This window comes from Alcanivorax jadensis T9 (assembly GCF_000756655.1).
GTDB classification, from domain to species: domain Bacteria; phylum Pseudomonadota; class Gammaproteobacteria; order Pseudomonadales; family Alcanivoracaceae; genus Alcanivorax; species Alcanivorax jadensis.
Genome location: NZ_ARXU01000001.1, coordinates 31,486 through 50,672, shown reverse-complemented (window position 1 = coordinate 50,672; position 19,187 = coordinate 31,486). Strand labels below are relative to the sequence as shown.

15 protein-coding genes are annotated in these 19,187 nt (G+C 57.8%); 4 read left to right on the top strand and 11 right to left on the bottom strand.

Going from position 1 to position 19,187, the window contains the following annotated elements; genetic code table 11:
* Genes T9A_RS00230 through T9A_RS00220 form a run of 3 tightly spaced genes read left to right on the top strand, consistent with a single transcriptional unit; the run spans position 1 to position 2,847 of the window.
* Positions 1–1,026 carry an ion transporter gene (locus T9A_RS00230; RefSeq protein ID WP_035244108.1) on the top strand — a complete coding sequence of 342 codons (1,026 nt, stop codon included), beginning with the start codon at positions 1–3 and terminating at the stop codon, positions 1,024–1,026.
* A 51-nt stretch (positions 1,027–1,077) separates the two neighbouring features.
* Positions 1,078–1,581, top strand: a complete 504-nt coding sequence (locus T9A_RS00225) for a response regulator (protein ID WP_035244105.1) — start codon at positions 1,078–1,080, stop codon at positions 1,579–1,581.
* A gap of 51 nt (positions 1,582–1,632) precedes the next feature.
* A complete protein-coding gene (locus T9A_RS00220) occupies positions 1,633–2,847 on the top strand; it encodes a serine/threonine-protein kinase (RefSeq protein ID WP_035244103.1) in 1,215 nt (404 codons plus the stop codon).
* A 330-nt stretch (positions 2,848–3,177) separates the two neighbouring features.
* Here T9A_RS00220 and sixA read toward each other — a convergent pair whose 3' ends face one another.
* From sixA to T9A_RS00195, 5 genes are all read right to left on the bottom strand, one after another.
* Entirely contained in the window at positions 3,178–3,654 is a 477-nt protein-coding gene (sixA, locus tag T9A_RS00215) for a phosphohistidine phosphatase SixA (protein ID WP_035244101.1), read from the bottom strand.
* Complete coding sequence (locus tag T9A_RS00210) at positions 3,651–4,682, bottom strand: NAD(P)H-dependent glycerol-3-phosphate dehydrogenase (protein WP_035244099.1); 1,032 nt, start codon at positions 4,680–4,682, stop codon at positions 3,651–3,653. The genes sixA and T9A_RS00210 overlap by 4 nt, the downstream gene beginning before the upstream one ends.
* 270 nt (positions 4,683–4,952) lie before the next feature.
* Entirely contained in the window at positions 4,953–6,800 is a 1,848-nt protein-coding gene (htpG, locus tag T9A_RS00205; protein WP_035244097.1) for a molecular chaperone HtpG, read from the bottom strand.
* Positions 6,801–6,876: 76 nt separating this feature from the next.
* Positions 6,877–7,779, bottom strand: a complete 903-nt coding sequence (locus T9A_RS00200; RefSeq protein ID WP_035244095.1) for a TIGR01777 family oxidoreductase — start codon at positions 7,777–7,779, stop codon at positions 6,877–6,879.
* A complete protein-coding gene (locus tag T9A_RS00195) occupies positions 7,776–9,401 on the bottom strand; it encodes a hypothetical protein (RefSeq protein ID WP_035244093.1) in 1,626 nt (541 codons plus the stop codon). The genes T9A_RS00200 and T9A_RS00195 overlap by 4 nt, the downstream gene beginning before the upstream one ends.
* Positions 9,402–9,909: 508 nt before the next feature.
* Here T9A_RS00195 and T9A_RS00185 point away from each other — a divergent pair.
* Positions 9,910–10,146, top strand: coding sequence for a PA3496 family putative envelope integrity protein (locus T9A_RS00185; RefSeq protein WP_035244089.1), 237 nt, complete (start codon positions 9,910–9,912; stop codon positions 10,144–10,146).
* A gap of 166 nt (positions 10,147–10,312) precedes the next feature.
* Here the strand turns inward: T9A_RS00185 and sucD are convergent, their stop codons facing one another.
* The 6 genes from sucD to T9A_RS00155 all read right to left on the bottom strand — a co-directional run bounded on the left by sucD (position 10,313) and on the right by T9A_RS00155 (position 19,178).
* Positions 10,313–11,188 (bottom strand): succinate--CoA ligase subunit alpha, encoded by an 876-nt coding sequence (gene sucD / locus T9A_RS00180; protein ID WP_035244086.1) that lies wholly within the window; start codon positions 11,186–11,188, stop codon positions 10,313–10,315.
* On the bottom strand, positions 11,185–12,354 hold the full coding sequence (gene sucC / locus T9A_RS00175; protein WP_035244084.1) for an ADP-forming succinate--CoA ligase subunit beta: 1,170 nt from the start codon (positions 12,352–12,354) through the stop codon (positions 11,185–11,187). The genes sucD and sucC overlap by 4 nt, the downstream gene beginning before the upstream one ends.
* A 71-nt stretch (positions 12,355–12,425) precedes the next feature.
* On the bottom strand, positions 12,426–13,865 hold the full coding sequence (lpdA, locus tag T9A_RS00170) for a dihydrolipoyl dehydrogenase (protein ID WP_035244082.1): 1,440 nt from the start codon (positions 13,863–13,865) through the stop codon (positions 12,426–12,428).
* Between the two features lie 93 nt (positions 13,866–13,958).
* Positions 13,959–15,218, bottom strand: coding sequence for a 2-oxoglutarate dehydrogenase complex dihydrolipoyllysine-residue succinyltransferase (gene odhB, locus T9A_RS00165; protein ID WP_035244081.1), 1,260 nt, complete (start codon positions 15,216–15,218; stop codon positions 13,959–13,961).
* Between the two features lie 13 nt (positions 15,219–15,231).
* A complete protein-coding gene (locus T9A_RS00160; protein WP_035244080.1) occupies positions 15,232–18,066 on the bottom strand; it encodes a 2-oxoglutarate dehydrogenase E1 component in 2,835 nt (944 codons plus the stop codon).
* 395 nt (positions 18,067–18,461) lie between these two features.
* Positions 18,462–19,178: a succinate dehydrogenase iron-sulfur subunit gene (locus tag T9A_RS00155; protein ID WP_035244079.1), complete on the bottom strand. Its 717-nt coding sequence runs from the start codon at positions 19,176–19,178 to the stop codon at positions 18,462–18,464.
* Between the last annotated feature and the right edge of the window lie 9 nt (positions 19,179–19,187).

Sequence of the window (19,187 nt, the reverse complement as noted above, 5' to 3'; positions counted from 1 at the left end):
ATGAAGATCAAACTGCACCCGGAAAAGCTGAAGCTCAATCTGGACACGATCGGTTTTGTTATCGATCTGTTGATGATTGCCCTGGTCATCCTCAACCTTGGCCTGATCCTGTTCGACTGGCTTTTCCAGGTGCCACCGGTACAGGGGTTTCTGGCAGAGATGACGCCAGCATTCCATGCCTTCTACCGGGATACCATCCACAGTAATTTTCTGTTCTACGACCTCTGTTTCGTCGCTGTCTACCTGACCGAGTTCGTCATCCGCTGGATTGTCGCCATTGCCCGCAGCACCTACCACCGCTGGTTCTTCTACCCCTTTGCCCACTGGTATGACCTGCTCGGCTGTATTCCGGTGGGCAGTTTCCGCTGGTTGCGGATTCTGCGTGTGGTTGGCCTGGTCATGCGTCTGCAGCGCATGGGCATTATCGACCTGTCACAAACCTGGCTGGGCCAGACTATCCTCAAGTATTACGGCATCGTGGTAGAGGAAGTGTCCGACCGCGTGGTCATCAATGTCTTAAGCGGCGCCCAACGAGAAATCGGTGGCGGCAGTCCGCTGCTGCATCGTATCGAAACTCAGGTACTGGCACCGCGCCAGGACAAGCTGGTGAGTTTTATCGCCACCCGCATCGCCGACGCGACCCAGAAAAGCCACGGCCAGTATCGCGATCAACTGGCGGAATATTTCGCCCACCTGACCGACGAATCGCTGACCCGCACCCAGGCCGGTAAACGCCTGGCGGCCATCCCCGTGGCCGGGCCAAGGGCTATCGCCCTGCTCGGCGACGCCGTGCGCGAGACCGGCACCGCTTTCGTGGATCAATTGGTGGATGACCTGGCCTCACCGGCCAACCGGCCGCAGCTTGAGCAACTTCTCCACGATCTCATCGGTGCCGCCAAGGGAGAAGGCGAGCAACTCGACCAGCTGATCCGCGATACCTTGCTGGATGTGCTGGAACAGGTAAAAGCCCAGATGGCCGTGCAACAATGGAAGCTGGAAGAGCAAGACGGCCCCGAAAAAAGTTGATAACATCGAGTAAGACTAAAGTCTCAGCGACTACGCCAACCGGATCACATCATGAGTACCACTGCCGATTCCAGTGACGACAATCTGCAACTACCCCGCTCCCGTATCCTGCTGGTGGATGACACCCCGCAGAATCTGGTGGCGCTCGAAGTGGTACTGGAAGATATGGACTGTGATCTGGACAGCGTGACCAGCGGCAATGCGGCCCTGGCCAAGCTCCTCAAGGAAGATTACGCCCTGGTCTTACTGGACGTACAAATGCCGGAAATGGACGGCTTCGAAGTAGCCGGCATCATGCGATCCCATCAGCGCACCCAGAATGTGCCTATCATTTTTGTGACTGCGATCTCGAAAGAAACCCGCTTTGTGCAACAAGGTTATCGTAGTGGTGCCGTAGACTATCTGTTCAAGCCTATTGATCCGCAACTGCTGCAGAGTAAGGTCAGCTTTTTCCTCAGCCTCGATCAACAGAAGAAGCGACTGGAAGCGAAACTGGCCCAGGCCCGTCGCTCCGAAGCCGAAATGAAGGCGCTTTACGGCGAACCGCCCGAGTAAATTTTCCCGGGCCCGACAACAATAATCGGTCAGGACGACCTCGATAACAGCATGGCCATCAGACTTCCCGGATACCGAATTACCGAACGCCTTGGCAAGGGTGGCATGGCGCATGTCTTTCTCGCTACCCAGCATTCCTTCGAGCGCCAGGTCGCGATCAAAATACTCACCCCCTCCCTCGCCCTGGAACCCAGCTTTGCCGAGCGCTTCATGCAGGAAGCTCGCACCGTGGCCAGCCTTAATCATCCCCATATCGTGCCGGTGTACGACGTGGGCGAGCACGAGGGTTACTATTATCTGAGCATGGAGTACGTGACCGGGGGCAGCCTGAAACAGCGCATTCGCGATGGCATAGAGCCCAGGGAAGCAGAAAACGTGCTGCGGCAATTGGCTGGCGCCCTGGACTACGCCGGCCTGCATGGCTTCATTCACCGGGACGTGAAGCCGGACAATGTGATGTTCCGTGCCGACGGCTCCGCACTGTTGATGGATTTCGGCATCGCCGCCAACATGCTGCGCGATAACAGCGTCACCGCTACCAACAGCATCATGGGCACCCCCAAATACATGAGCCCGGAACAACACCGCTCCCAGCCGCTGACACCGCAATCAGACCTGTATTCCCTGGGCTGTGTGTTCTACGAAATGCTCACTGGCAAACCGCCTTATCACGGCGAGGATACCAGCGCTATGGCGCAGGCCCACCTGCGTGAGCCGATACCTTTACTGCCAGTCACACTCCGCCATTATCAGCCAATACTGCGCCAGTTGCTGGCCAAGGCACCGGCAGATCGACCGGAGAGCGGCGCAGCCCTTGTTGAGGCCCTCGACCACCTGGAATCCCCGGAGCACTACACCCGCGAACGAGCCCGTTACCGCCCGCAGGAAGCCGGGATCAACGGCACCCTGGCACCACGGTTGCGGCTCAAGGAAACCAAGGCAGGAATGAGCTGGCGAGGCAATCTCTACCAGTACGACATTTATCTGGTGGCCGACGACTTCGAGCAGTTCCAGTCCCATTTTCCGGTACTGCGCTCCGCTCTCCAGGACTGGCACCAGCAAAGGGGCTCACGCTGCAAGGGCATCACCATCAAGGCAACCCTGCATCCGTGGATCAGTGGCCGGGTAAAACAGTATCTCAAAGAGCTTCGCCAGTCAGAGGGGCTGGAATTTCTCGGTCGCCTGCCAATTCTGCTCAACCTGGTGGCCGCCGATGGCCAGCCCATTGAACGGTTAGCCTGGGAGCCGGATTCTGAATCCAGTTAAAACCCAGTATCCACAATTTCACAAAGTAAAACCGTGTCATTACCCCTCGCGAACTCACTGTGAAAACAGGGTTTCTGCCGGGATAGCGATCGCCGAATAACAGACATAAAAAAAGCACCAACATAGGTTGGTGCTCGAGGATCTGCCTAAGTTGATGTGATGCAAGGAGACATCACATTCCCCCCCTTAGGGTGGTACCGATGACACCGTTCAGGAGTCTGCCATGCGTTCCAGTGTCATCAAGGTCAGGTTAGGGCAATCGCAAACAACCTGACCAGCGCCTATCGGCGAACGGTACGCAACGCGTTATCAAGGGTAGGGTTTTCCGGATTAGCGGCCAGAAACGGCCTCGCCAGGGCTGCGTAACCACAACAGGCGGGCACCGGCTGCAGCGGCCACCTCCACATCCAGACAGGCCACGGTCCCCACATTGAAACCAATACGCTCGACCGAACCGGTCCAGCTTGCGGTCAACTGGGCCACCAACGGCATATGACTCACCAGCACGGCGTTATCTGCGGGCGGGTTGGCAAGCAACCAGTCAAAAAGCGCTTGCGGGTTGGCATCCGGCACTAGTTGCTCGCAGGTTTGTCGGGGCAAGCCACCATAGACCTGATCGATACAATCTGCGGTCTGCTGGGCGCGCACAAAAGGGCTTGCGATCAGCGCCGATACGGCAATTCCGCTATCCCGCATGCCTTGCCAGTGGGCAAGCAGCGCCGCCCTGCCCGTCTCGGTCAATGGGCGCTGCGCATCGGTAGGAGCCCGGGAAACAGCCTGACCGTGGCGGCTGAGATAAAGCTTCATGCACTGGCTCCAGCGAGCTGGAATTCCACATCGTGCTTGTATTCCCCGCTCATCAACTGCTGGATAACCAGCTCCAGCGGCTGGCCATGGTAAACGATCTGATACAGGGCCGTAGCCAGGGGCATATAGACGTCCAGCTCCGCGGCCTTGTCCGCCACCAGCTTGATAGTGTTGATACCTTCAGCCGTTTGCCCCAGGCTTTCCACCGCCTCCTCAAGGCTCTTCCCCTGGCCTAGCTGGAAGCCCACCTGATAGTTGCGCGACAACGACGAACTACAGGTGGCGATCAGATCCCCCACCCCGGACAGTCCCAGGAATGTCATCGGGTTGGCACCCAACTCCACCGCAAAACGGCTCATTTCCGCCAGGGAACGGGTAATCATGAAGCTGCGGCTGTTTTCACCCACTCCGATGGCCGCGGCCATGCCGGAGGCCACCGCGTAAATATTTTTCAGGGCACCGCCCAGTTCCACGCCGTAGATGTCCGGGTTGTCATAGACGCGGAAGTAATCGCAGCTAAGTGCCGTCTGCACCACCTGGCACAACTCCTCATCGGGGCTGGCTACCACGGTGCCGCTAAATTTCTGCTCGACGATTTCCTTGGCCAGATTAGGGCCACTGAGCGCACCGATACGGGCGTGCGGCCACTCCTGCTGCAACACTTCGCTCATCAGCAGAAAGCCTTCGGAATAAATCCCCTTGGTACAGCTGATCACCATGGTGCCAGCTGGCACCCATTCCCTGGCCTGACGAAGAACGTCCATAAACGCCTTGCTGGGAATCGCCACAAACACCAGGGATGCCTGATCCAGTGCCTCTTCCAGACTGTCTGTGGCATTCACTCCCGCAGGCAATTCAGCACCGGGCAGATAGCGGCTGTTTTCCCGATCCAGATTGATCGCCGCAGCTGTTTCCGGGTCACGCACCCAGATATTCACCCGGTGGCCATTGGCGGCCAAAATGCTGGCCATGGCGGTGCCAAAACTGCCACCGCCCAGAATTGTTGCGTTATGTCTTTCCTGCTCCATACGGAACGCCTTGTATAGCAGCTTTTGAGGCATCATAAGCGCCCATCGAAGCAGAGACAACGGAAGCCTCATCAAGCTTGGGGCGAAGCCAACAGTAGGAGCGCCTCTTGAGGCGCGAACCCGAGCGTAGCGAGGACGGAAGTAGTTTCCGTCCGTCATCCCATATGCACATGTCGAGTTCTGACAGGCTTGATCGCCTGCGGCGATTCCCTCGCCGAGGTTCGCGCCTCACCAAGCGAAGCAAATAGTCGGCGCGCCTACAGGTGGTGATCACAACGCCCGAACAAGAAGCTCCTGCAAGCGTCGTGCAGTCGCCGCCGGATCTTTAGGCAACTGACCTTCTGCCAGCATGGCCTGGTCGAGTAGCAGTGCGGCCATGTCGTCGAAGCGTTCGCCCTCTTCCATCTCGGCCAACGCCTGTAACAGACTGTGGTCCAGATTCACTTCCAGCACCGGCTTGTTTTCCGGCGCCGGTTGCCCGGCAGCCTCCAGCATGCGGCGCATCTGTGGCCCCAGCTGGTCTTCGGCCAACACCAGGCACGCCGGGGAGTCCACCAGACGGGAAGTCGCCCGCACGGCTTCCACCCGTTCTGCCAGGATGCTGCCAAGACGGCCGATCAATGGATTATCGTTATCGGCCTTATCCGTCTCTTCCCCCAGATCCAGCTCGCCACGGGCCGCATTGATCAGCTTCACATCCTTGTAGCTGTCCAGATAGCTGACCATCCACTCGTCCACCGGATCGCTGAGCAACAGGACCTCGATGCCCTTCTTGCGGAAGACTTCCAGATGGGGGCTGTTCTCTGCCGCTGACGGGCTGTCAGCCAACAGATAATAAATCTTGTCCTGCTCAGCTGGCTTGTTCTCCAGGTACTGATCCAGCGACGTGGCCACCTTGCCCGGCTGATTACTACTGGCAAAGCGCAACAGGGCGGCAACCGCCTCCTGATTGTCACGATCTTCGCCAATACCTTCCTTGATCACCTGGCCGAACTGGGACCAGAAGGTGGCGTATTTTTCCTCGTCATTGCCCAGTTTCTTGAGCATCTGCAGTACCCGTTTGGTCAGCGCTGCACGGATTTTTTGTACCGGGCCATAGTCTTGCAGCAGCTCCCGGCTCACGTTCAGTGGCAGGTTCGGGGCATCAATCACCCCTTTGATAAAGCGCAGGTACTGGGGCAGAAACTGCTGCGCATCGTCCATGATAAAGACGCGCTGCACATAGAGCTTGAGGCCACGATTGGCTTCACGGTGATACAGATCAAAGGGTGCCCGGGCAGGGATGTAAAGCAGACTGGTATATTCCAGCTTGCCCTCAACCTTGTTGTGGCTCCAGCTCAGGGCATCCTGGAAATCGTGGCTGATGTGCTTGTAGAAATTCTGATATTCCTCGTCACTGATTTCCTGACGGGGCCGCTGCCAGAGGGCCGTGGCGGAATTGAGGGTTTCTGCTTTTTCCTCGTCGTCACCTTCTGCCGGAGTGACAAGCGTGATCGGGAACGCCACATGGTCCGAATACTGGTTCACCACCTGACGAATCTTGAAGTCATCCAGAAATTCCCTGGCATCCTTGCGCAGATGCAGAACCACCGCTGTACCCTGCTCTGCCCGCTCAATGGCTTCCACGGTAAACTCACCCTGGCCATCGCTTTCCCAGCGCACCCCGGCGGAGACATCGGTACCGGCCTTGCGGCTTTCCACGGTTACCCGGTCAGCAACAATGAACGCGGAATAAAAGCCTACACCAAACTGGCCGATCAGCTGGGCGTCCTTCTTCTGGTCACCGCTGAGCGAGGCGAGGAATTTTTCGGTGCCGGAACGGGCGATGGTACCCAGGTTCTCGATCACGTCTTCCTCGTTCATGCCAATTCCGTTATCGGCGATGGTGAGAGTGCCCGCTTCCTTGTCTATTCGCAGGCTGATAGCCGGGTCGTTTCCTGACTCCAGTAACGACGGCTCATCCAGTGCCTTGAAACGCAGCTTGTCGCAGGCATCGGAGGCGTTGGAGATCAATTCACGAAGAAAGATTTCCCGGTTGCTATACAGGGAATGAATCATCAGGTGCAGCAGGCGGGATACTTCCGCCTGAAAACCATGGGTTTGTTTTTCTGCAGACACGGCTGACTCCTCTGGGATTAATCACCCGGGAGTAATAGGGGCAGCCGTGTCTTTTTCAAGGGGGGAGTAAAAGGGATCAGCGCTTGATCTGGTGAGCCAGCGCCGATTTCAGGTCCGGAAAGCGGAACACGAAACCCTGTTGCTCCAGGCGCCGGGGGTAGACCCGTTGCCCGCCCAGCAGGATCTCTGACTGCTCGCCCAGGCCGGCACGCAGAGCCACTGATGGCACTCGCAGAAACGCCGGTCGCTTGACCGCACTGGCCAGCGATTGATGAAACTCACGCTGGGTAACAGGTGCCGGTGCCGTGGCATTGAATACCCCGTCAATCCCCGGGGTTTCCACCGCCCGCACCAGAATCGCCACCATGTCGTCGATGTGTATCCAGCTCAACCACTGGCTACCATCGCCGAGCATGGCGCCAAACCCGAGCCGGTAAACCGGTAGCAGCTTGCCAAGCATGCCGCCATCACGGCCCAGTACAATGCCGGTTCGCACCAGGCACAACCGTACTCCCTGACGGGATACGGGCCGTGCCGATTGCTCCCAGGCATCGCAGAGCAGATAACCGAAATCACGCTTGCGGGCAGAGCTGTCTTCAGTCAATTCCGCATTACCCGCGTCCCCGTAGAAGCCCACTGCGGAGCCGGATACCATTACCGCCGGCTTGCGTTGCAACCTGGACACCAGTGCCACCAGGCCCTGGGTAACACCAATACGGGAATCAAACAGCACCTTCTTGCGACGCTCCGTCCAGCGCCCGGCAAACAGGCTTTCACCGGCCAGGTTGATGATGCCGTCGATGGGGTCGTCATCGGCAATATCATCCAGCGACGAGACGATACGGGTTTCTTCTGGCAACAGCTTGGCAACCCGTTTCGGGCGACGACTGAGCACGACAAGATCGTGCCCATGTGCCGCCAGTCTCCGGCACAGATGCTGGCCGATAAATCCGCTGCCTCCGGTAATCAGTATCTTCAACGCGCTGCCTCAACCTTTTGAATGCTGTTCATGTCATAGAAGTATTCGATGTTGCCTGCTCCCATCGCCACACTCAAGGTCAAATGATCCTCGGTGACCGCCTGCAAAACTCCTGTGCGGGTGACGACGCCACTGGCGGTGATGGTGACGGATTGACCTACCAGGGCACGCAGCTCCTTCAGTTTCGCAGATATTTCCGCAACAGGCTCGTCCACCTTCGTTGCCTGCTCCGACTGTTGTTCAGCCCGCCGTTCACTGTCGTAGACAACCTCTGCCTCATCACTGCCATCGTCCTCTGATACCAGATCAACCCGTTGTCCATTGGGCAACGTCAGTGATTGAAGTTCCTCTGCAGACACACTGCGCTCTACATTACCGCTACCCACATTCATGACCAGCCACAGGCGATCTCCGCTGATGCGGCGCAATACCCCTTCCAGCTCACGGCCACTGCGAGTTTCCAGCAGTACCGTTCTGTCCACATAGGCAACTAGCTCCGGAAAGGTCTTCTCCACGGGCGGCAAGGCTTGCACCTCTTCTGACGCCGGCTCCTCGAAAACGGGGGATCTCAGGGTTGCACTGCCCTCACGCGGAGGAGTAATCACCCGCGTTTCCATTGAGCCCGGGACCACAGCCCAACCCACTTCGCTCTTCTCCAGGCGCACGTGCCGTTGTTCCACCGCACCGCTGGTCAACACTACCCGTGACATTACCTGCCCAGTGGCCTCCGCGCGGCGCAGCTGGACATGCTCCGCCTGCACGGATTCCAGCATCCCTTCAGGGAACTGGGTCGCCAGATACTCCTCTGCCACATAGGCTAATGTGTCATCGTGGTCAAAATGCAAATCCACATTGCCATTACGATAACGAAGATGATTGGAATACGCCGTGAAGTCACCGACCAGATAGCTTTTGAAGCTGTCCGGCATGACCAGCACCATGGAACCGGAAAGCTGATCGGTATCCAGCGGCGCCAGCGCCAGCTCCAGACGGTAACCGCCGGAAAAGATGCGGGTTTCCGGGTAGTCCTGCCCCTCCGGTTTCCAGGATAAATGCACCACCGGAACCCCCTCATCGGATGGGCTCACCAGCATTGAGCGGCGCTCGGTGATTTCTTCAGGATCCCAACCCAGCAGAATGCGCACTTCCAGTTCGGGCAGGAAGCCTTTTCCCTGGCTGGCTGTCAGGACCCCGTCTATCAGTGCCACCCGGTCATAACGGAATTTTTTCCCGTGCAAACGGCCTGACAGGGCCTTTCCCTGACCCTCTACCACCAGCAGCGCGGCCTCCTCAGAAGTCACAAATGCAGTGCTGGTGGCCATATTATCGCCCCGCAAAACCTGGCCCGCCTGCCCCGCCAGGTTTTGCCGGGGTGTCTGTTCCAGTGGGCTCTGGCCAGTAGCCAGGAACAGCGCCACCCCTACTGCCGCCGTCAGCAAAGACGCTACACGCCCCAGCGCCCACCAGCGATATTCTTCCCAGTGCTGCTGCACCTGCCCCAGACTTGCCAGGGGTAACAGGAAAAACAAGGCACTGTGCCCCCGGCTACCCGCCTCGTTCATCAGGCCAAGGGTGCTGATGATGAAGCCACTTACCCCAATAATGATCAGCAGTTCTGCCATCTTCTTATTCTCTCAACAGATGATTCTCTCAACGGAGCGTTGAATAAGCTTCTGTGAAGCGTTGTTGGCGCTTTTGCCTTTGCTGCCCTGCTAGCCAGCAATACGCATATGGCCTCTTCAGATTCTCGGCAAAGGTAACCGGGTGGCTGCACAAGCCTCCCTGCGGGAGACGCCAGAACAGGCTCTGCAGGCTCCAGGCGAAAAGGTTATCCCGATGCCTCCACTTTACAAAGCCGGGGCCGGGCATTCCAGCACTTAAGTGACTGATTTTTCTATCCAGCGGCCAGGCATGATCTCCATCACACTCAGCCCTGCAGCAGCCGGCCAGATCCGCTTGCTGCACCGCCAGGTGCTCCAGCCACCACCACTTATCATCGGAAATAAAAAAAAACTTGTCAGCGGGAAAATCTGGATATATACAGGCGCTGAGGACGTCAGGAAACCGGTACCCCGGACCTGGCTCGCCGATTAACAGGTTGTTTGGGGAGGTCAAATACAGGAGGCCACCATGAGTAACCATCGTAATGAGCAAGACCTTGATTCGGAAGATCTGCTGATGAACGAAGATTTCGATATCCTGGATGACGACGTGGACGATGAAGAGCAGGAGGAACGCAGCGCGCGCTCCCGTGCGTTCAACATGGACATGCGTCATCGCATCGAAGATCGTCTGGAGGCCCGTCGCCTGAAAAAGGAACTCAACGAGTATGAGTTCTTCGATCTGGACGACGACATTCTCCACTGAGGGGGAGCTGCTCACACTATTTCTATGGCCCCTGTTGAGGGCCTAACCCTGGAGGAGAAGGCTGATCGCTTTTCCGCCTGTCAGAGACTATAGAAATAGTGTGGGCAACCCCCAACAAAAAAGGCCGGCGAAATGCCGGCCTTTTTTGTATCAGCGAAGGACTATACTACCAGCCAGTCGCTTCTTTCACGGCCTTACCGATTTCCGCAGGGTTGCGTACGGTTTTCACACCGGCCGTTTCCAGGGCTGCAAACTTCTCGTCCGCAGTGCCCTTGCCGCCGGCAATAATGGCACCGGCATGGCCCATACGCTTGCCCGGAGGCGCAGTCACGCCGGCGATGTAACTAACCACCGGCTTGGTCACGTGTTCCTTGATATAGGCAGCGGCTTCGTCTTCCGCAGTACCACCGATCTCGCCGACCATGACAATGGCTTCGGTCTGCGGATCGTTCTGGAACAGTTCCAGCGCGTCAATAAAGGTGGTGCCGGGGATCGGATCACCGCCAATACCGATACAGGTGGACTGGCCAAAGCCGAGTTTGGTGGTCTGATTGACCGCCTCATAGGTCAGGGTGCCGGAGCGGGATACGATGCCCACTTTGCCCGGCTGGTGGATATGCCCCGGCATGATACCGATCTTGCACTCACCAGGGGTAATGACACCCGGACAGTTGGGACCGATCAGACGCACACCACCTTTGCGGGTGATGTATTCCTTCACGTACAACATATCCAGCGCCGGGACACCCTCTGTGATGCAGACGATCAGTTCGATGCCAGCATCGGCCGCTTCCAGAATAGAGTCCTTGCAGAACGGTGCCGGCACGTAGATGACACTGGCAGTGGCGCCGGTTTCGGCAACCGCCTCGGCCACGGTGTTGAACACCGGCAGGCCCAAATGCGTCTGGCCGCCCTTACCCGGGGTCACACCACCCACCATCTTGGTACCGTATTCGATAGCCTGTTCGGAATGGAAGGTGCCCTGGCTGCCGGTGAAACCCTGGCAGATCACTTTGGTGTTCTTGTCGATCAGTACGCTCATGCGGCACCTCCCACTGCTTTCACTACCTGCTCGGCAGCATCATCAAAACTTTGCGCGGCGATAATGTTCATGCCGCTTTCTGCCAGCTTCTGGGAGCCCAGCTCCGCGTTATTACCTTCCAGACGAACAACCACCGGCACGGTCACACCCACTTCTTCCACTGCGCCAATAATGCCCTCGGCAATCAGGTCGCAACGAACAATACCGCCGAAGATGTTCACCAGCACGCCTTTCACCTGATCATCGGAGAGAATGATCTTGAAGGCTTCGGTAACACGCTCTTTGGTGGCACCGCCGCCCACGTCCAGGAAGTTGGCCGGCGCACCGCCTTTCAGCTTCACCAGGTCCATGGTGCCCATGGCCAGGCCAGCACCGTTGACCATGCAACCGATGTTGCCGTCCAGTGCCACATAGTTCAGGTCCCACTCGGCCGCACGACGCTCACGCTCGTCTTCCTGACTGGGATCTTCCAGCGCCTTGATGTCCGGGTGGCGATACAGCGCAGAGCCATCCACGTTGATCTTGGCGTCCAGGCAATGCAGATCGCCCTGGTCCGTGATCACCAGCGGATTGACTTCGATCAGCGCCAGATCCTTGTCTTCGAACAGTTTCGCCAGACCCACAAAGATCTTCGCGAACTGGCCAACCTGCTTGCCTTCCAGGCCAAGCTTGAAAGCAATCTCACGGGCCTGATAGGGCTGCGCACCCACCAGCGGATCGATTTCCGCCCGCAGGATTTTTTCCGGGGTTTCTTCGGCAACGGTTTCAATGTCCACACCACCTTCGGTGGAGGCCATGAACACAACGCGCCGGGAGGCACGGTCAAACACCGCACTCAGGTACAGTTCCTTGGCGATGTCGGTGCAGGTTTCCACCAGGATCTTGGACACCGGCTGACCATGCTCATCGGTCTGAAACGTGACCAGGTTTTTACCCAGCCATTTTTTGGCAAACTCCGCCGCTTCTTCCGGGCTATTCACCAGTTTCACACCACCGGCCTTACCCCGGCCACCGGCGTGTACCTGGGCTTTTACCACCCACTTTTCACCACCAATTTCTTTGGTTTTGGCTGCAACCTCTTCCGGAGTATCGCAGGCGAAACCGGTAGAAACTGGCAGACCATAATCAGCAAAAAGCTGCTTTGACTGATATTCATGGAGATTCATGCCAATACTTCCATATCAATGAATGAGTGGCGCCCGACTGGACGCCGTCACTTCGCGACCGTTCTGCGGCGTTATTTCTTGCGCCGACGCTGCGCCACATGGATTGCCTTGTAATCCACGGCCAGGGCGGCTTCATGAACGGTTTCCGACAGGCTCGGATGACCAAACACCATCAGTTGCAAATCTTCTATGGTGGCGCCGAACTCCATCGCCACCACGCCTTGCTGGATCAGTTCCGAGGCCTGTGGCCCCACCACGTGCATGCCGAGAATGCGGTCGGTTTTCTCATCGGCCACAAACTTGACCATGCCCCCGGTTTCGCCGGCAGCCATGGCGCGACCATTGGCCGCAAAAGGCACTGCACCGGTCTTGTAGGCGTCACCGGATTCCTTGACCTCTTCTTCGGTCTTGCCCACCCAGGCCACTTCCGGGTGGGTATAGATCACCCCGGGAACGGCATCGTAGTTAACCTGGGTGTGCTCGCCGGCAATCACCTCGGCTACCATCACACCTTCCTCGATGGCCTTGTGGGCCAGTGCTGGGCCACGTACCAGATCGCCAATGGCATAAACACCGGGCACATCGGTACGGCACTGGTTATCCACGTAAACGAAATTACGCTCATCCAGGCTGACACCGGCATCCTGACTGAGCAGGCCTTCGGTATAGGGGCGACGGCCCACGGCCACAATCAGGCGGTCGAAGGTCTCCTGCTGATCTCCGTCCTTGTCGGTGAAATTCACCACTACCTGGTTCTTCTTCATCTCGGAGCCGGTAACCCGGGCACCAAGACGGATATCCATGCCTTGTTTGCTGAACTGTTTCTTGGCGTCCTTGGCGATCTGCTGATCCACCGTCGGCAGGAAGGTATCCACTGCTTCCAGCACCACCACTTCGCTGCCGAGACGGGCCCAGACACTACCCAGTTCCAGCCCGATCACACCGGCACCAATCACACCGAGACGCTTGGGCACTTCAGGGAGATCCAGTGCGCCGGTAGAATCGACGATGATTTTTTGATCAACCGGGGTCGGCGGGATCTCCACCGGGACGGAGCCAGCAGCCAGAATGATGTGCTCGGCCTGCAGAGTCTGCGCATCACCTTCCAGAGGCGAGAATTCCACCTGCTTGCCACTCTTCAACTGCCCGCTGCCTTGCAGCCAGGTGACCTTGTTGGCCTTGAAGAGCTGAGCGATGCCGCCGGTCAGGTTGCGAACGATGGTGTCCTTGCGCTTGTGCATGGTATCCAGGTCCAGGCTCACGTCGCCCAGCTTGATGCCATGGTCCGCCAGGGAGCTCTGCGCTTCGTGATACTTCCAGGAAGAATCCAGCAGGGCCTTGGAGGGGATACAACCCACATTCAGGCAGGTACCACCCAGTGCGGGCTCGTCCTGCTTGTTGATACGTTTCTCGATACAGGCCGTGTTGAAACCCAGTTGCGCACAACGGATGGCAGCCACATAACCGCCGGGGCCACCACCGATGACAATGACGTCGTACTTGTCAGCCATGATCTATTCCTTCAATCGCTGGCACGCTGCACGAAACACGCTGGCACGCCCTTAGCGTGATTGCGTGCCAACGTGATGCGTGCAGGCATACATTCAGATATCCAGCAGCAAACGCGCCGGATCTTCGATAAAGTTCTTCACTGCCACCAGGAACTGCACCGCTTCCTTGCCATCGATCAAACGGTGGTCATAGGACAACGCCAGGTACATCATCGGCAGGATTTCCACCTTGCCGTCTACCGCCATGGGGCGTTCCTGGATTTTGTGCATGCCGAGAATGGCTGTCTGCGGCGGGTTGAGAATCGGCGTGGAAATCAGTGAGCCGAACACCCCGCCATTGGAAATAGTGAAGGTGCCGCCGGTCATTTCTTCGATGGACAGCTTGCCCTTCTGGGCCTTCTGACCGTACTCGATGATCTGGGATTCCACTTCCGCCAGACCGCGCTGGTCCGCATCGCGAATCACCGGAACCACCAGACCACGCTCGGTGGACACTGCCACACCCACGTCGTAGTAACCGTGGTACACAATGTCCTCGCCATCGATGGACGCATTCACGGCCGGGAACCGTTTCAACGCTTCCACGCAGGCACGGGTGAAGAAGCCCATGAACCCCAGACGCACGTTGTGAGCCTTTTCGAATTCCGGCTGGTAATGCTTGCGCATATCCATAATCGGTTTCATGTTGACCTCGTTGAAGGTGGTCAACATGGCGGAATTCTGCTGGGCAGACACCAGTCGTTCGGCAATACGCTTACGCAGACGGGTCATGGGAACCCGACGCTCTTCGCGCTCACCCGGCGTTGCCGGTACATCCAGGGTGGCCGGCTGCTGCGGTGCTGGCTGGTTGGCCCGCTTCTCTTCCTTATCGCTGATGGTTTTTTCCACATCCGCCTTGGTGATGCGGCCGCCCTTGCCGGTGCCGGTCACTTGTGCAGCGGCAACGCCATGTTCGGTCATCAACTTGCGGGCCGCCGGGCCGGCCTGATCCGAGGCGCTATCGTCGTCGCTGGCAGCCTCATTGGCGGGTGCCTTCTCTGCTGCCGGTTCCTCTTCCTTCTGCTCGGCCGGAGCCGAATCGGCCTTGTCGCCACCAGACGACGCCGAACCGCTGGCGCCCTCTTCGAAATGACCCAGCACCTGCTGGCTCTCAACGGTGTCGCCTTCTGCGGCGAGAATTTTGCTGACTACACCGTCAGCCGGTGCCACTACTTCCAGCACCACCTTGTCGGTTTCGATGTCTACCAGCAGCTCATCACGCTTGACCGCTTCGCCTTCCTGTTTGTGCCAGGTGGCTACGGTGCCGTCCGCTACTGATTCGGGAAACTGCGGAGCTTTGATATCAGTCGCCATGCCTAATCCTTATTTACTTGATCTCGAAGGCGTCCTGGACCAGACGCTGCTGTTGTTCCACATGAAGGGCCATGGAGCCAGCTGCCGGCGCGGCAGCCATATCACGGCCAGCGTAATGCACCCGCAGGTCTCCGACCTCGCGGGCCACCCGGTACATATGGTGCTGCGAGCAATACCAGGCGCCCTGGTTCATGGGCTCTTCCTGGCACCACACCAGGTTTTCCAGATTGGGGTAGCCCTCCAACACTTCCTGCAAGCGCTGCTCCGGGAACGGATAGAGCTGCTCGACGCGAATCAGCGCGGTATCGATCAACTCATCACTGTCGCGCTTCTCCAGCAGGTCGTAGTACACCTTGCCGGAACACATCACTACCCGTTTCACCTTGTCACGATCCAGCTCTGCCGGATCATCCAGCACGGTACGGAAAATACCGTCAGCCAGATCTTCCAGGGTGGAAATCGCTTTTTTATGCCGCAGCAAACTCTTGGGACTCATGATCACCAATGGTTTGCGCAGCGGGCGCACTGCTTGGCGGCGCAACAGGTGATAAATCTGGGCCGGGGTGCTGGGAACGCAGATCTGCATGTTGTGCTCGGCGCACAGTTGCAGGAAACGTTCCAGACGGGCGGAGGAGTGTTCAGGCCCCTGCCCTTCATAGCCATGGGGCAACAGCATGGTCAGCCCACACAGGCGGCCCCACTTCGCTTCCCCGGAGGAAATGAACTGATCGATCACCACCTGGGCGCCGTTGGCGAAGTCGCCAAACTGCGCTTCCCAGATCACCAGCGTCTTGGGCGTGGTAGTGGAGTAGCCATACTCGTAGCCCAGCACCGCCTCTTCGGACAGCAACGAATCGTAAATATCGAAACGTGGCTGCCCTTCATAGAGATGCTGCAGCGGCACATACTGCTCACCGTCTTTCTGGTTGTGCAGCACCGAATGACGGTGAGAGAAAGTGCCGCGGCCGGAATCCTGCCCGGTAAGACGCACATGGAAACCTTGATCGATCAGGGTGGCGTAGGCCAGGGTTTCACCGTACCCCCAGTTCAACGGCAAGGCACCGGCGGTCATCTTGCGGCGATCTTCGAGAATCTTTTTCACCTGACGCTGGACCACAAGACCTTCCGGCGGCGTTTCCAGGCGAGTGGCAAGATCCTGCAATTTTTTCAGCGGATAGCTGGTATCCCAGTCATCTTCCACCTGATGGCCGATGTAGGGTGACCAGTCCACGAACAGGGACTTGTTGGGTTCACGCACCAGGGATTTCACCACGTGGTCGCCCGCATCCAGCATGTTGCGGTAATCGTCAGCAGTTTTCTGTGCTGCCTGCTCACTGACCACGCCCTCACTGACCAGACGCTCCGCATAAAGCGTTCGCGTAGTAGGGTGGGACTTGATCTTCTTGTACATCAGCGGCTGGGTAGAAGACGGTTCATCCGCCTCGTTATGACCCAGGCGGCGATAGCAGATCAGGTCAATCACCACATCCTTCTTGAACTGCATGCGGTAGTCCACCGCCAGCTGAGTGACGAAGTACACCGCTTCCGGGTCATCTGCATTGACGTGGAAAATGGGGGCCTGCACCATTTTTGCCACGTCGGTGCAGTACTCGGTGGAGCGCGCATCATCACGACGGCTGGTGGTAAAGCCGACCTGGTTGTTGATGATCACGTGCAGGGTACCACCGGTATAGAAGCCCCGGGTCTGGGACATCTGGAAGGTTTCCATGACCACGCCTTGACCGGCGAAGGCGGCATCGCCGTGCAGCAGAATCGGTACGACCTGTTCGCCTTCATGGTCTTCCCGGCGATCCTGGCGGGCCCGCACCGAGCCCTCCACAACCGGGGAGACGATTTCCAGGTGAGACGGATTGAAGGCCATGGCCAGGTGTACTTCACCACCGGAGGTCTGCACATTGGAGGAAAAACCCTGGTGATACTTCACATCACCGGAGCCGGTTTCGATAAAGCTCTTGCCATCGAATTCCTCGAACAGATCCTTGGGGCTCTTACCCAGGGTGTTGACCAGCACATTCAGGCGACCCCGGTGGGCCATGCCGATAACCAGCTCCTTGGCCCCGTAGCTACCCACACGCTGAATGATTTCGTCCATCAACGGAATCAGGGATTCGCCCCCTTCCAGACCGAAACGCTTGGTACCCGGGTACTTGCTGCCCAGATATTTTTCCAGGCCTTCTGCGGCGGAGAGACGCTCGAGAATATGCTTCTTGACGTCTTCACCGTACTCTGGATGGCTGCGCACACCTTCCATGCGCTGCTGGAGCCAGCGTTTTTCCGCAGTGTTGACGATATGCATGTATTCAGCACCCACGCTGGAACAGTAGGTGCCCTGCAAACAGTCAACGATTTCACGGAGGGTGGCTTCGGGCTTGCCGATAAACAGGTTACCGGTCTGGAATACGGTATCCAGGTCCGCGGGACTTAGCCCGTGGTGAGACAACTCCAGATCCGGCACTGCTTCGCGTTCCATGATCCCCAGTGGATCCAGCTTCGCCACCTGATGGCCCCGGTTGCGGTAGGCCGCAATCAGGTGCAGCACTCGCACTTGGCGCCGCTCGTGCTCGGTGCTGACAGCACTGGCACCAAACTTTTGCACCCGGGAACGATTTTTGGCCTGCAACAGGAAGTATTCACGAACAGCCGCATGGGGAACGTCAGATTCGACGGCGGCATCAACACTGGGGAGTTTTTCGAAGTAGACGCGCCAGTCTTCCGGCACAGAATTGGGGTCAGTCAGATAGGATTCGTACAGTTCGTCGACATAGGCGGCATTGGCTCCTCCGATATGGGAGGACTGCCATTGGCGCTGCATGGAACTGTCTTGCATGTCAGCTCGTTCCTTCAGCGGGAGGTGTCACACTCTGTGGTAGGTGGTGTCACTGCGACCACAGGGGGGCGACCCTGTTCCCGTACGCTTTGTATTGTCCGGGACAGCGCCTTTTAAGCCCTGCCCCACCCATGAGATGAAACAAAACCGCCCAACTTCACCGGGTGGGGTGAGGGTGAGTGTTCTGTCACGTCTCGACGAGGGATTACCTCGAATCGTCGTCTAGTGTAGCCCTTTTATTTCGGTTTTGTTAGACGCCGATTTTGATAAAACAACTTAACACTTTTTCTATCCGTTACGGCACTGGCAAAACGTCGAATAGACACCATTCAACGACATTTCTTACGGTAACAGATACAAAAAAGGCGGCCAGATGGCCGCCTTCTTCGTTCGGGTCAGATGCCCCGTTCCAGCAACATGGAACGGATATGGCCAATGGCCCGGGTCGGGTTGAGCCCTTTCGGACATACGCTGACACAGTTCATGATGCCGTGGCAACGGAACAGGCTGAAGGGGTCATCCAGCTTGCTCAGTCGCTCTTCGGTAGCCGTGTCGCGGCTGTCCGCCAGGAAGCGGTAGCTCTGCAACAGGGCCGCCGGGCCCAGGAACTTGTCTGGGTTCCACCAGAAGCTCGGGCAGCTGGTAGAGCAGCAGGCACACAGAATGCACTCGTAAAGACCATCCAGCTTGGCGCGGTCTTCCGGAGTTTGCAGGCGCTCGATAGCTGGCGCCGGGCTGGTGTTCTGGAGGAACGGCTGCACCTTCTCGTACTGGTTGTAGAACATACCCATGTCCACCACCAGGTCACGAATCACCGGCAGGCCCGGCAACGGGCGCAGGATCAGCGGCTTCTTGCCTTCCAGTACACCCGGTGCCACCTGGGACAACGGAGTGATACAAGCCAGGCCGTTCTTGCCGTTGATGTTCATGCCGTCAGAGCCACATACACCCTCACGACAGGAGCGACGGTAGGACATGGAGGAATCCTGCTCTTTCACCAGAGCAAGGATGTCCAGCACCATGAGGTCTTTACCATTGGTATCAACCTCATACTCCTTCATGCTCGGCTCGCGGTCCGTTTCCGGATTGTAGCGATAGATACTAACTTTCATCGTATTACT

What these genes read in the sequence shown, in the direction of transcription:
- T9A_RS00230 (WP_035244108.1), top strand. Translation starts at nt 1, where the DNA reads ATGAAGATCAAACTGCACCCGGAAAAGCTGAAGCTCAATCTGGACACG.
- T9A_RS00225 (WP_035244105.1), top strand. Translation starts at nt 1,078, where the DNA reads ATGAGTACCACTGCCGATTCCAGTGACGACAATCTGCAACTACCCCGC.
- T9A_RS00220 (WP_035244103.1), top strand. Translation starts at nt 1,633, where the DNA reads ATGGCCATCAGACTTCCCGGATACCGAATTACCGAACGCCTTGGCAAG.
- sixA (WP_035244101.1), bottom strand. Translation starts at nt 3,654, where the DNA reads ATGAAGCTTTATCTCAGCCGCCACGGTCAGGCTGTTTCCCGGGCTCCT.
- T9A_RS00210 (WP_035244099.1), bottom strand. Translation starts at nt 4,682, where the DNA reads ATGGAGCAGGAAAGACATAACGCAACAATTCTGGGCGGTGGCAGTTTT.
- T9A_RS00195 (WP_035244093.1), bottom strand. Translation starts at nt 9,401, where the DNA reads ATGGCAGAACTGCTGATCATTATTGGGGTAAGTGGCTTCATCATCAGC.
- T9A_RS00185 (WP_035244089.1), top strand. Translation starts at nt 9,910, where the DNA reads ATGAGTAACCATCGTAATGAGCAAGACCTTGATTCGGAAGATCTGCTG.
- sucD (WP_035244086.1), bottom strand. Translation starts at nt 11,188, where the DNA reads ATGAGCGTACTGATCGACAAGAACACCAAAGTGATCTGCCAGGGTTTC.
- sucC (WP_035244084.1), bottom strand. Translation starts at nt 12,354, where the DNA reads ATGAATCTCCATGAATATCAGTCAAAGCAGCTTTTTGCTGATTATGGT.
- lpdA (WP_035244082.1), bottom strand. Translation starts at nt 13,865, where the DNA reads ATGGCTGACAAGTACGACGTCATTGTCATCGGTGGTGGCCCCGGCGGT.
- odhB (WP_035244081.1), bottom strand. Translation starts at nt 15,218, where the DNA reads ATGGCGACTGATATCAAAGCTCCGCAGTTTCCCGAATCAGTAGCGGAC.
- T9A_RS00160 (WP_035244080.1), bottom strand. Translation starts at nt 18,066, where the DNA reads ATGCAAGACAGTTCCATGCAGCGCCAATGGCAGTCCTCCCATATCGGA.
- T9A_RS00155 (WP_035244079.1), bottom strand. Translation starts at nt 19,178, where the DNA reads ATGAAAGTTAGTATCTATCGCTACAATCCGGAAACGGACCGCGAGCCG.